Raw genomic sequence first — 12,099 nt, 5'->3', positions numbered from 1 at the left:
ACATGAAAAAGGCAATATCTATTTTCCCGAAGGAATTCGGGTTTTTCCCTTATATCTTTCTGGTGTATACGATTATGCCGTTCCTCTCTTTATTAAAAGAATCAGGGGTCAAACAGGGGATCGGATATGGCATGCTGCTCCTTTTTGTAGCGGCATATCGCCAGTTATTCTGCAGCGTGGGCAAAGCTTCGTTTACATATTGGCTTATCGTGCAAATGGCGGTTATTTTGATGTATAGTGTGTTTTACAATATCACCTATATATACTTAGGTTTTTTCCCGGCAAACTTTGTTGGCTATTTCAAAGAGAAAACGAATTTTAACCGTGCGTTCTGTGCTTTAATCTTTATACTGCTTTTTCCATGCCTATACCAATTTATCGCGAATTCGGTCTCGCTCCGGGAGCTTTTTTCTGTTCTCCCGTTTCTCGTCATTATGCTCATTTCTCCATTCGGCATTCGTTCTATGTTTCGGAGAATTGAGCTTGAAAATAAGCTTGCACAAGCCAACGAACAGATAAAAGAACTCTCTAAAAGAGAGGAGCGTGTTCGAATCGCCCGTGATCTTCACGATACTCTTGGCCACACCCTGTCGCTGCTTACATTAAAAAGCCAGCTCATTCAGCGGCTGGCTGCATCTGATCCAGAACGGACCAAGCTTGAGGCAAAAGAAATGGAAACCAGCTCACGCTCCGCACTCAAGCAAGTTCGAGAGCTGGTTTCTGATATGAGGACGGTCACGATAACAGAGGAGCTCGTAAACATTCAGCACATATTAAGAGCGGGGAACATTACCTTTCAATACGAAGGAGCCGACGACTTTTCAGCGATATCTCCCGTCACTCAAAATATTATCAGTATGTGTATGCGGGAAGCCGTGACTAACATTATCAAGCACAGCAAAGCAACCCACTGTGCCATCACCATTTCTCAGTTTGCTGACAAAATGAGGATCGTGATACGGGATGACGGAAAGGGAGCGCCGAAGGAGAAAATGTTTGGGAATGGCCTGCGGGGAATGGAAGAACGGCTCATGCTCATTGAAGGGGGATTAACGGTTTCAGATCATAACGGAACGGTTGTGGCACTGACGATTCCGCTTATTAAAAAAGCAGAATGATTGGAGGACGAAAAGAATGATTCGTCTGTTTATTGCTGAGGACCAGCGAATGCTTTTAGGCGCTTTGGGATCTTTGCTTGATTTAGAAGAGGATATGACAGTCAGCGGACAAGCATTAAACGGGGAAGAGGCGCTACATGCTATTTTGAAGCTGGAGCCGGATGTATGCATTATGGACATTGAAATGCCGGTTCGAAGCGGGCTGGATGTGGCAGAGGAATTAATGAAAAAAGGCTGCGTCAGCAAGGTCATTATTTTAACCACCTTTGCTCGCCCCGGATATTTTGAACGCGCCGTAAAGGCCGGTGCACATGGCTATCTGCTGAAAGACGGCGAAATTGACGATCTGGCCGATGCCATTCGAAAATGTGTAAAGGGAAAACGTGTCTTCAGCCCTGAGCTGACGTTTAATATGATGCGAGACGAAAATCCGCTAACCGTTAGAGAGCAAGAAATTCTGAGGCTTGCGGCTTTAGGCAAGACAACAAAAGACATTACGCTGGAGCTCTATTTATCTCAAGGCACAGTTCGAAACTATATCTCAGAAATCATCCAAAAGCTTAATGCGAAAAATCGGACAGAAGCCGCCAGCATTGCTGAGGAAAAGGGCTGGATTTAACCATATACTGCACTCCTGGGAGATCGGGAGTGTTTTTGATATGCCACAAATGAAAATATCCCTAGAAAACCCTTCCCTTCTATTATCAGAATAGTGTACGATATTCATATAGTTATTTTAACTCAGGTCATCAGATGACCTGATCATATATTGGGGATGAGAGAGGGGTTCATCATGAAAGTCTCACTTTTTGTCACTTGTCTTGTTGATATGTTTCAAACAAATGTCGGAAAAGCAACGGTTGAGCTGCTGGAGCGGCTTGGGTGTGAGGTTGATTTTCCGGAAGGGCAGATTTGCTGCGGGCAGCCGGCTTACAACAGCGGCTATGTACATGACGCCAAAAAAGCAATGAAACGGATGATCGAAACGTTTCAGGATTCCGAATATGTTGTCAGTCCTTCCGGTTCCTGCACAACGATGTTCCGGGAGTATCCGCACCTGTTTCAGGATGATCCGAAATGGGCCGATAAAGCGCAAAAGCTGGCGGATAAAACGTATGAACTGACAGATTTTATTGTGAACGTACTTGGAGTAGAGGATGTCGGCGCTACCCTTCATACAAAAGCGACCTTACATACGTCGTGCCATATGACAAGGCTGCTGGGTGTTCGGGAGGAGCCGATGAAGCTGTTGAGCCATGTGAAGGGCCTGCAGTTTACAGAGCTTCCGGGCAAACATAACTGCTGCGGATTCGGAGGAACGTTCTCCGTCAAGATGGCGCAGATTTCTGAGCAGATGGTCGATGAAAAAGTCGAATGTGTGGAGGAAACGGGAGCAGAGGTGCTGATCGGTGCTGACTGCGGCTGTTTGATGAATATCGGGGGACGGCTTGACCGAAAAGATAAGAATGTCAAAGTGATGCACATCGCCGAAGTGCTCAACAGCAGATAAAACTGGATTCAGAGGGGGAAAGGATCATGGCGATGAAAATCGGTACTGACGCTTTTAAAGAGCGGGTATCACAGGGGATTGATAATGAATTTATGAGAGGTGCTGTTTCGGGTGCACAGGAGCGTCTGCGGACGCGGCGCCTAGAGGCAGCAGAAGAACTGGGAAACTGGGAGGAGTGGCGCTCATTATCAGAGGAAATCAGGCAGCATGTCCTTGAAAACCTTGATTTCTATCTCGGACAGCTTGCCGAAAATGTGGCGAAAAGAGGCGGACATGTCTATTTCGCGGAAACAGCGGAAGAGGCGTCTTCCTATATTCGGGATGTCATTCAAAAGAAGAACGGGAAGAAAATTGTGAAATCTAAATCAATGGTCACAGAGGAAATCAATCTGAATGAGGTGCTGGAGAAGGAAGGCTGTGAAGTCGTAGAAACCGATCTCGGCGAGTATATTTTGCAGATTGATGATCACGATCCGCCGTCACATATCGTAGCGCCCGCCCTTCATAAAAATAAAGAGCAGATACGCGATGTGTTTAAAGAAAGACTGGACTATCAACATACAGAAAAACCGGAAGAGCTGGTGATGCATGCGCGCGCCATTCTCCGGAAAAAGTTTCTGGAAGCGGATATCGGCATTACCGGCTGTAACTTCGCCATCGCTGACACGGGTTCCGTCAGCCTTGTGACCAATGAAGGAAATGGACGGCTTGTGAGCACCTTGCCGAAAACACAAATTACCGTCATGGGAATGGAGCGGATTGTCCCGTCATTTTCTGAATTTGAAGTGCTAGTCAGCATGCTGACAAGAAGTGCTGTCGGACAGCGGCTGACAAGCTATATTACAGCTTTGACGGGTCCGAAGCTGGAAGGTGAAGTGGACGGTCCGGAAGAATTCCATCTTGTCATCGTTGACAATGGACGATCCAATATCCTTGGAACGGAATTCCAGTCTGTGCTGCAATGTATCCGCTGTGCCGCCTGTATCAATGTCTGTCCTGTGTACCGCCATGTCGGCGGACATTCATACGGCTCAATCTACTCGGGGCCGATCGGAGCGGTTTTATCACCGTTGCTCGGCGGTTATGACGATTATAAGGAGCTGCCGTACGCATCTTCACTGTGCGCTGCTTGTTCAGAAGCCTGCCCGGTCAAAATCCCGCTTCATGAGCTGCTACTCAAGCATCGTCAGAATATCGTCGAAAAAGAAGGCAGGGCGCCGATCAGTGAAAAGCTTGCAATGAAAGCATTCGGACTTGGCGCATCCTCCTTATCGCTTTACAAAATGGGCTCAAAATGGGCGCCGGCCGCCATGACGCCTTTTACAGAGGACGAAAAAATTTCGAAAGGGCCCGGCCCGCTTAAAAATTGGACCCAGATCCGCGACTTCCCGGCACCGCATAAATCGAGATTCAGAGACTGGTTTGCGGACAGAGAAACAAGTGAACGCACGAAGGAGGAGCAGTGATGACGAAGGGAACCATTCAGAATCAAGAGAGCTTTTTAAACCGAATCGCATCCAGCCTGGGCCGTGAAAGAAGAACAGGAGGCGTGGCAGCCCCTGAATGGGCGCATCAGCCGCAATATAAAACACTTGAAGGATATTCAGCTGATGACTTAGTCACAGTGCTCAAAAACCATTGTGTCAAAATCCATACAGAGCTGATTGAAACGGATTCAACCGGCCTTTACGATGCCCTGCGCGAGCAAGTCAGCCGCTTTTACGGAGGCCCTGTCATCATTCCGAAGGACCCCCGCTTTGAAGAATACGGGCTGAAAAGCCTGCTCACCAAGGACTGGCCGAGTGAAGGAACGCCGGTCTGGGAGTGGGATGCTGACAAAGGCGAGGAAAATATCAAAAAAGCGGAGCAAGCCAATGTAGGGATTACATTCAGTGAAATTACATTGGCTGAGTCGGGGACGGTTGTCCTCTTCTCCTCAAAAGACATCGGCCGCTCTGTCAGCCTTCTGCCGACGACTTATATTGCGATCGTGCCGAAATCAAGCATTGTACCGAGAATGACACAAGCCAGTGATATCATCCGCCAAAACATTGCGAACGGTGTCACTGTTCCTTCATGTATCAACTACATTACCGGACCGAGCAACTCAGCAGACATTGAAATGGATTTAGTTGTGGGAGTGCACGGACCTGTAAAGGCAGCATATATTCTCGTCTCTGACCGCTGAACTCAGGAAGCCCGGCAGGCATATGCCGGGCTTTTTGCTTGTAAAAACTTCAACTTCCAATTTTTTGGCCGATGAGAAGAGTATGACTTGAAATAGGAGGAAATGCGATGAAAAAATGGCTGATCATAGCGGTTTCACTGGCGATTGCGATTGTTCTATTTATGTATACAAAAACAGAAGCGAAGGCAGCCGGTATGACAGTAGGCTACACGACTGGGGATACGGCTTCATACAATGCTCTTACGAAATATCATACATACATGAATGCCATCGCAACCGATACATTTGCGTTTGAAAAAAACGGACAAATCATTGGCGATGCCCCAACTAAGCAGCTGACATATGCGAAAAAGAAAAAAATCAAGACATGGGCTGTCATTTCAAACTATAATGATGCCATTTATGATTTTGACGGAGATTTAGCGAGTCGGGTCATGAGCAATAAAACAGCGAAAAAACGATTCACAGATCAGTTAATTACACTGGCCAAAAAGCACTCATATTACGGAATCAATATCGATTTTGAAGCAGTAAATCCAGAAGACCGCGCTGCATACTCGAACTTCATTCAATATGTCTCACAGGCTTTGAATAAGAAACATATTAAAACAATGGTATCCGTTCCGGCCAAAAGCGCCGATGATAAAAATGATGACTGGAGCTGGCCGTATGATTATGCGAAAATCGGCAAATATGCCGACTTCGTACAAGTCATGACCTACGATGAACACGGCATTTGGGGTGAGCCGGGGTCAGTGGCAAGCACAAACTGGATCAAAAGCTCTCTGCAGTTTTCAGTCAAAAAGATCAAAGCCAATAAAGTCATCATGGGAATCCCTGCGTACGGCTATGACTGGGATGTAAAAGACGGAAGTACCAGCACAATAAGGGAATGGAATGAGCTCAAATCCCTCATCAAAAAACAAAAAGCAAAGCCGGCATTCAACAAAAAATCAGGCTCGATGACGTTTTCTTATGTTGACAAAAAGAAGCATAAACATGTCGTGTGGTATGAAAACGAAAAAACCGTTCAAACGAAAAGCCATCTGGCAAAGCAATATAAAATAGCAGGTGTTTCAGTTTACGCATTAGGAAACGAGTCAGAATCCTTTTGGAAAGCCATTCGAAAAGGGACAAAATAACAGTTTCTTTTTTCTCTGAAGTTATTGACAGTTAAAAGAGAAGCACGTATATTATGTTAATATATTCAGATCATAAAATTTGAGTTTTTCAGAAAACTAAAACACATAGATTGGGAGCAGTAAAAGAAAGTGATCAGAACAGAGAGCTGCGGGGTGGTGCGACGCAGCCTGATTCTTCTTTGAACTCGCCCGGGAGTGGTAAGACGGAACGGAATAGATTGAATATTCCCTATGTTTTAACGGCTAACCTTCGTTACAGGTCAAAAGCAGGATTCTTCATGAAGAATCAACAAGAGTGGTACCGCGGTCAGCCGAAGGCTCGTCGTCTCTTTATCTATTAGATTAGGTAGGAGACGGCGGGCTTTTTTGTTTTTGAAAACGAGAAGGAGAGGTAGAAGAGGATGAAAAACGACAATCAAACGTTAAAACGCACGATGACGTCCCGCCATATTATGATGATGGCGCTGGGCGGAGCAATCGGCGCAGGTTTATTTAAGGGGAGCAGCTCAGCGATCGATGTGGCAGGGCCATCTGTCATTATCGCATACCTGCTCGGCGGGATTATTTTGCTGTTTATTATGCAGGGGCTGGCGGAAATGGCTGTTCGAAACCGTAACGCCAGAACCTTCCGTGATCTTGTCCAGCAGGTATTGGGAAATTACGCTGCTTACTTTTTGGACTGGATCTACTGGAAAATGTGGGTGCTTAACATTGCGGCTGAAGCTGTTGTAGCTGCGATTTTCATTCAATATTGGCTGCCGGGCTGCCCGATCTGGGTGTTGGCATTAGGAATTTCTCTTATCGTCACGATTGTAAACTTGCTTTCTGTTAAAATCTTCGCCGAAACTGAATATTGGCTGGCAATGATCAAGATTACCGTTATTATTATCTTTATTATTCTGGGATTGCTGCTCTTATTTGTATCATTCGGTGATCATACAGCATCCGGATTTTCCAACCTGACAGACCACGGCGGATTTTTCCCGCACGGCGGCACAGGGCTGATCACGGCGATGCTTGTCGTCATCTACTCTTACGGCGGTACAGAAATTATCGGTGTAACGCTTGCAGAGACAAAAAATCCGGAAAAGGTTGTCCCGAAAGCTGTCCGCAGCACACTGACACGGATTGTCGCGTTTTACCTGCTGCCGTTTTTCATCATCGTCAGCCTGATTCCATGGAACCAAGTCAATTCCGTTCCGGAAAGTCCTTTCGTGATGGTCTTTAAAATGGTAGGCATTCCGGGCGCGGATCATATCATGAATGCAGTCATCCTGCTGGCGATCATTTCTTCTATGAATTCAGGTTTATACGGATCATCACGCATTTTGTATACACAGGCAAGTGACGGAAGGCTTCCAAAGGTCTTCTCGAAGCTTTCATCGAAAAACGTACCGATGTTTGCGATTCTGATGTGCACTTCTTCTCTCTATATTGGCGTATTGATTTCTCTGTTCGCAGGAAGCCAAACATTTAATTATTTAATGGGATCATTGGGATATACCGTTTTATTCATTTGGCTGATCATCGGATTCGCTCATTTAAAATCGAGAAAACAGCAAACGGAAACACCGGCCTATTATGTAAAATGGTTCCCGTACACGACATGGTTTGCGATTGTGGCATTACTCGCCATTCTGATCGGGGTCATCATGACAACATCAATTGTCATTACCGGTATTACTGCGGCGATCTACCTTTTGATTACAGTTGCATATTTGGTCAAAGGACGCAAGCATCAGTAAATAAGAAACCCTCTTGCCGCATCCGGCAAGAGGGTTTTTATTATTGTGCAGCCTTCTCGTTTATACCAATCGCCGCAGCTTTCTGCGCTTTTGATTTTGTATTCACGAGACAGATGCTCGTGACAATCAGCAGCAGCCCTGCCAAGAGGCTAAGGGTGAGCGGTTCATGCAGGAAAATGGAGCTGGCCACGATTGATATGAGCGGAATCAAAAAAGTATAAGATGCGACCTTGCTTGCTTCTCCTGAACCGACAAGCGTAAAAAAGACAAGCCAGCCGAGCGCGATAACGAATACGGAGATGAACAGCAGGCTCGTGATAAACGGAGCTGTCCATTGGATCGCCGAAAAGCTTTCTGTCCAAAAGCCGGATATAAGCAGAAACACGCTTCCGATCGTCAGCTGCAGAGCGACCATCCAGATGGAATCGACGCGGCTGCCTGTTTTTTTCATATATACCGTCCCGAGCGCCCAGCTGACTGCGGAGCCGAGAGCCAGCAGAACCCCAATGACAGAAATATGCCCGCCAAAGCCCGCAGCACTAATGACGGCTACTCCCGCAAAACCGAGGATGAGGCCGATCACTTTCATTACAAACATGGATTCGCCGAGCCACAGCCAAGAAAATACACCCATCAGAACAGGCTGGAAGAAGACGATTGCAGAAAACAGGCCGGCCGGAAGATAATTCAGCCCGATCGTTTGCAGGCCGTAGAATAACGTAATATTTAAAAGAGCAGAAACAAGATAAATCGGCCACGTTTCTTTTAAGCGTAATTTATGAATACGCGGCAGTGCGACAATGACTAATAAAAGCCCGCCGATCAGCGTTCGGATGCCCGCGAACAATAATGGCGGAGAATAGGCGAGCGCGGCTTTGGACAGCGGCCAATTGACGCCCCACATGATGACGAGAAATGCGAGCAGGAGAGCTGTCCGCGTTTTTGAGAGCTGCTTCATTGTTCATTCACTCCTTGTAGAACTTTTCCATCATATGATACGGTAGAACATAAGATAAATAAAATGAATCTTTTTTATAAGGAGCATAAGTAAATTGTTATGACCATTACACAATTAAAGGTTTTTGTGAAAATAGCTGAAACGGGAAGCTTTACAAAAGCGGGTCAGGCGCTGAACATGACACAGCCGGCTGTCAGCCATGCGATTTCTGCGATCGAAGCTGAGCTTGATGTAAAGCTGATCATTCGTGACCGCCGCAATGGCCTGATGCTGACGGATACGGGAAAACAGATCTTAGTACACATTAGAGAAGTCTTAAAAGGCATTGAAAAAGTTGAGCAGGTAGCAGCAGCGGAAAAAGGGCTTGAACTGGGAACGATTCATATCGGCACATTCTCAACTGCCTCGGCTTATTTTATGCCAAAGCTGATCAGTGAATTTAAACAAAAATATCCGAAACTTGAGCTCGTGCTGCACGAGGGAACTGTAAATGAAGTCAAGGAGTGGCTTCATACGCGGATGATAGATGTTGGGATTCTTCTGTATCCAACAGAGGAGATGGAGTACATTCGTTTGAAAAAAGACAAAATGGCTGTCGTGCTCAGGGACGATCACCCGCTTGCCAGTCATTCGGCCATTACGCTGAAAGATCTTGACCATGAACCGATGATCGTCTGTGACGGAGGCTATGAATCACCATTTGTCGATATGTTCAGGCAGGCGGGCGCTACGCTGCACCCAGCTTTCACGGTCTATAACATCAACACCTCGATCAGTATGATCAGAGAAGGCCTGGGCCTGGCCATTTTATCAGAAATGTCCATGTCGGGGATGCCGCTGCCAGAGCATGTGGTGACCCGGGAATTGGACCCGCAGGTATACCGTGATGTGCAGCTTGCTGTTCCGTCGCTAAAGGAGGCTTCTCTGGCGGCTAAGCTCTTTATTGAGATGGCTAAGGAGCTGTTTGGAGCAGAATAATGTTTCAAACCGTTCGTTTTATATTGTTCGAATTTCATCGAATCAAATTCTTTTATTCCTGAATGCAGTTGTGTTATGGTGTGATAGAAGTTCTTTCAATCATGACCTGACAGCTTTGGGCTGTTTACTGATAACACATTTGCAAAGGAGAACAATATGTCTAACAACCAACGCAAAGATACCTTGCTTTCTGTCTTGAATTTATCTCCGGTTGTTCAGGGAGGAACGATTGCAGAATCATTCCGAAACAGCATGGACTTGGCGCGCCGGGCAGAGGAATGGGGCTATCACCGTTACTGGCTTGCTGAACATCATAATATAGAAGGTGTTGCAAGCTCTGCCACCGCAGTTTTGATTGGCCATATTGCCGGAGGCACGAAGAAAATCCGCGTCGGTTCCGGCGGCATTATGCTCCCGAACCACTCTTCATTAGTCATTGCTGAACAATTCGGCACACTGGAAACACTGTATCCCGGGCGGATTGATCTGGGGCTTGGACGTGCGCCGGGAACAGACCAATTGACAGCCAGAGCGCTCCGCAGAAACATCAACAGCGGGGAGGATTTTCCAGAACAATTAGAGGAACTGCGCAATTACTTTAAACCGAAGGGAAATGTGCGCAATCAAGTCCGCGCTATTCCGGGAGAGGGCATAGATGTGCCGATTTGGCTGCTGGGCTCAAGCGGCTTCAGCGCCCGTCTGGCTGGCGAACTTGGTCTTCCGTTTGCGTTCGCGGCCCATTTCTCACCGGCGAATACGGTTCCCGCTTTGGAGCTGTACCGCAATTCCTTCACGCCGTCAGACGTGCTCGACGAACCGTATGCGATGGTCGGTGTCACCATTATCGCGGCAGATACAAACGAGAAAGCGCAGCACCTTGCGACTTCGCATTATCAAAGGTTTCTTGATCTTGTCCGCGGTACGCCGAACCAGCTTAAACCGCCTGTTGAGGATATGGATCAAATCTGGAGCCCGTATGAAAAAGCGATGGTCAATGAGCAGCTGAGCTCCACGATTGTCGGAGGTCCGGAAGAAGTGAAGGCGAAGCTTGAAGATTTCGTCAAAATGACACAGGCTGACGAAATTATGGTTAACTCAGAAACCTTTGAACACGCAGACAGAATGCGTTCGTTTGAAATCATCGCTGACGTTTGGAACAACAGATAACAGCTATAAAAAAAGCAATGTAGCGGGGAGACCCATACATTGCTTTTTTTATTCATTCAGTTTTCGTGCGGACTGGCGAATGATCAACTCAGGCTCAAATATGACATCCTCTTGCTTCGGCTTTTTATGCTCTAAGCAGTCAATGACATATTTGGCGGCTGCTTTTCCAAGCACTGATTTCGGATGTTTGACAGAGGTTAGTTTCACTTCTGAGATTTGGGCGAAATGTGAATCATCGTACCCGACAATAGACATATCCTCCGGCACTTTAAGATCCATCTCCCTCAGCATATCAATCACCTTCAGCGCAATTTCATCGTTATAACAAAGAATGGCTGTCGGCATGTGCTTGCTGTTTTTCTCCAGTGTGGCTTTTACTTTCTCCAGAAGTTTTGATTCTTTTTCTTCCGTTGTAAATGTCACGATCATATCCGGAGAAGGAAACAACTCACGCTCCCGGTGCGCCTGTATAAATCCGTTCATCCGTTTCACGCCTTGTGTGTCATCAGCTTTAAAAATACCCATCATATGCGTGTGGCCGAGAGAAAGCAAATGCTCCGCCGCCATCATCCCGCCTTTCACATCATCCAAGGTAAAACTTGGCGCGGCAAGCTCGGCATATGACGCGTTAATCATCGCAAAAGGAATGCCGTTTTTCTCCAAGTTCAGATAATAGCCGATGTTTGGGGTTTGAAGGGCGCTTTTTGTCGGTTCTACGATGAGTCCGTCAATATGCTGGGACAGCAGGTTTTCTAAGCCTCTTCTTTCATTGTCCGGGTTGTTGTTTGTGCTTGTCAAAAGCATAGAATACCCCTGCTCGCTTAAATAGGACTCGATTCCTCTGATGATGCTCGGAAAAATATAGTCTGATATGTAGGTTGTCAAAACACCGATCGTTTTATTGGAATGCAGCGCTGACTTAGCAGAGCGTGAAGCGACAAAGGTGCCTCCGCCTTGCACGCTGTACAGCAGACCTTGTGATACGAGGTCTCCGATCGCTTTACGGATGGTATGCCGGCTGACGCCGAATTGCTGCATTAATTCGTTTTCGGTAGGGATTTTTTGATCGGGCAGTATTTTGCCTTGATTAATCCAAGAACTGATTTCTTCTTTTACTTGCGCGTATTTTGGTAACATATCCATTCCTCCAAAATGTATACGGACAAATTTCAGTATATCACAGCGTTCTTTGTAAGAAAACATTGACAGAAAATGCAAACAAGATTATTCTATATTTGTACGTACTAATTATATGTAATTTTCGTTAAATTTTAATATAAGTACGTACAATTG

Annotated in this window: 11 protein-coding genes and 1 other annotated feature; of the genes, 9 read left to right on the top strand and 2 right to left on the bottom strand. The window is 46.3% G+C overall.

The window, feature by feature from the left end; translation table 11 throughout:
- Positions 1-2 precede the first annotated feature (2 nt).
- The 7 genes from yvfT (at position 3) to MHI44_RS07785 (ending at position 7,703) form a co-directional block, all read left to right on the top strand.
- Positions 3-1,118, top strand: coding sequence for a two-component system sensor histidine kinase YvfT (gene yvfT / locus MHI44_RS07815; RefSeq protein ID WP_029318384.1), 1,116 nt, complete (start codon positions 3-5; stop codon positions 1,116-1,118).
- Between the two features lie 16 nt (positions 1,119-1,134).
- On the top strand, positions 1,135-1,737 hold the full coding sequence (gene yvfU, locus MHI44_RS07810) for a two-component system response regulator YvfU (RefSeq protein WP_230488649.1): 603 nt from the start codon (positions 1,135-1,137) through the stop codon (positions 1,735-1,737).
- A gap of 174 nt (positions 1,738-1,911) precedes the next feature.
- Positions 1,912-2,628: a lactate utilization iron-sulfur protein LutA gene (gene lutA / locus MHI44_RS07805; RefSeq protein ID WP_014480927.1), complete on the top strand. Its 717-nt coding sequence runs from the start codon at positions 1,912-1,914 to the stop codon at positions 2,626-2,628.
- 26 nt (positions 2,629-2,654) lie between these two features.
- Positions 2,655-4,094 carry a lactate utilization iron-sulfur protein LutB gene (gene lutB, locus MHI44_RS07800; protein ID WP_014480926.1) on the top strand — a complete coding sequence of 480 codons (1,440 nt, stop codon included), beginning with the start codon at positions 2,655-2,657 and terminating at the stop codon, positions 4,092-4,094.
- On the top strand, positions 4,094-4,816 hold the full coding sequence (gene lutC / locus MHI44_RS07795; protein ID WP_339203271.1) for a lactate utilization protein LutC: 723 nt from the start codon (positions 4,094-4,096) through the stop codon (positions 4,814-4,816). Before lutB ends, lutC begins: the two co-directional genes overlap by 1 nt.
- A gap of 107 nt (positions 4,817-4,923) precedes the next feature.
- Positions 4,924-5,958: a glycoside hydrolase family 18 protein gene (locus MHI44_RS07790; RefSeq protein WP_339203269.1), complete on the top strand. Its 1,035-nt coding sequence runs from the start codon at positions 4,924-4,926 to the stop codon at positions 5,956-5,958.
- Positions 5,959-6,055: 97 nt separating this feature from the next.
- Positions 6,056-6,291: a binding site (T-box leader), on the top strand.
- Between the two features lie 68 nt (positions 6,292-6,359).
- Positions 6,360-7,703 (top strand): amino acid permease, encoded by a 1,344-nt coding sequence (locus MHI44_RS07785; RefSeq protein WP_003228313.1) that lies wholly within the window; start codon positions 6,360-6,362, stop codon positions 7,701-7,703.
- A gap of 40 nt (positions 7,704-7,743) precedes the next feature.
- Here the strand turns inward: MHI44_RS07785 and MHI44_RS07780 are convergent, their stop codons facing one another.
- Entirely contained in the window at positions 7,744-8,661 is a 918-nt protein-coding gene (locus tag MHI44_RS07780) for a DMT family transporter (RefSeq protein WP_003228315.1), read from the bottom strand.
- A 99-nt stretch (positions 8,662-8,760) separates the two neighbouring features.
- Here MHI44_RS07780 and MHI44_RS07775 point away from each other — a divergent pair, with 99 nt between their 5' ends.
- Both MHI44_RS07775 and MHI44_RS07770 read left to right on the top strand, forming a co-directional pair.
- Positions 8,761-9,639 carry a LysR family transcriptional regulator gene (locus tag MHI44_RS07775; RefSeq protein ID WP_277736699.1) on the top strand — a complete coding sequence of 293 codons (879 nt, stop codon included), beginning with the start codon at positions 8,761-8,763 and terminating at the stop codon, positions 9,637-9,639.
- A gap of 156 nt (positions 9,640-9,795) precedes the next feature.
- The gene (locus MHI44_RS07770) at positions 9,796-10,806 is read left to right on the top strand and encodes an LLM class flavin-dependent oxidoreductase (protein ID WP_151870045.1); all 1,011 of its coding nucleotides are present in this window, start codon (positions 9,796-9,798) and stop codon (positions 10,804-10,806) included.
- Between the two features lie 48 nt (positions 10,807-10,854).
- Here MHI44_RS07770 and araR read toward each other — a convergent pair whose 3' ends face one another.
- Positions 10,855-11,943, bottom strand: a complete 1,089-nt coding sequence (gene araR / locus MHI44_RS07765) for an arabinose utilization transcriptional regulator AraR (protein WP_003243070.1) — start codon at positions 11,941-11,943, stop codon at positions 10,855-10,857.
- Positions 11,944-12,099 lie beyond the last annotated feature (156 nt).

This window comes from Bacillus sp. FSL K6-1366 (assembly GCF_037976695.1).
Taxonomy (GTDB): domain Bacteria; phylum Bacillota; class Bacilli; order Bacillales; family Bacillaceae; genus Bacillus; species Bacillus subtilis.
The sequence above is the reverse complement of the archived record's forward strand: the minus strand, read 5'-3'. Positions and strand labels throughout refer to the sequence as shown.

Bases quoted from the DNA above. Each gene is read 5' to 3' on its own strand.
- MHI44_RS07770 (WP_151870045.1), top strand. From the start codon at position 9,796: ATGTCTAACAACCAACGCAAAGATACCTTGCTTTCTGTCTTGAATTTA.
- araR (WP_003243070.1), bottom strand. From the start codon at position 11,943: ATGTTACCAAAATACGCGCAAGTAAAAGAAGAAATCAGTTCTTGGATT.
- MHI44_RS07775 (WP_277736699.1), top strand. From the start codon at position 8,761: ATGACCATTACACAATTAAAGGTTTTTGTGAAAATAGCTGAAACGGGA.
- MHI44_RS07780 (WP_003228315.1), bottom strand. From the start codon at position 8,661: ATGAAGCAGCTCTCAAAAACGCGGACAGCTCTCCTGCTCGCATTTCTC.
- yvfT (WP_029318384.1), top strand. From the start codon at position 3: ATGAAAAAGGCAATATCTATTTTCCCGAAGGAATTCGGGTTTTTCCCT.
- yvfU (WP_230488649.1), top strand. From the start codon at position 1,135: ATGATTCGTCTGTTTATTGCTGAGGACCAGCGAATGCTTTTAGGCGCT.
- lutA (WP_014480927.1), top strand. From the start codon at position 1,912: ATGAAAGTCTCACTTTTTGTCACTTGTCTTGTTGATATGTTTCAAACA.
- MHI44_RS07785 (WP_003228313.1), top strand. From the start codon at position 6,360: ATGAAAAACGACAATCAAACGTTAAAACGCACGATGACGTCCCGCCAT.
- lutC (WP_339203271.1), top strand. From the start codon at position 4,094: ATGACGAAGGGAACCATTCAGAATCAAGAGAGCTTTTTAAACCGAATC.
- MHI44_RS07790 (WP_339203269.1), top strand. From the start codon at position 4,924: ATGAAAAAATGGCTGATCATAGCGGTTTCACTGGCGATTGCGATTGTT.
- lutB (WP_014480926.1), top strand. From the start codon at position 2,655: ATGGCGATGAAAATCGGTACTGACGCTTTTAAAGAGCGGGTATCACAG.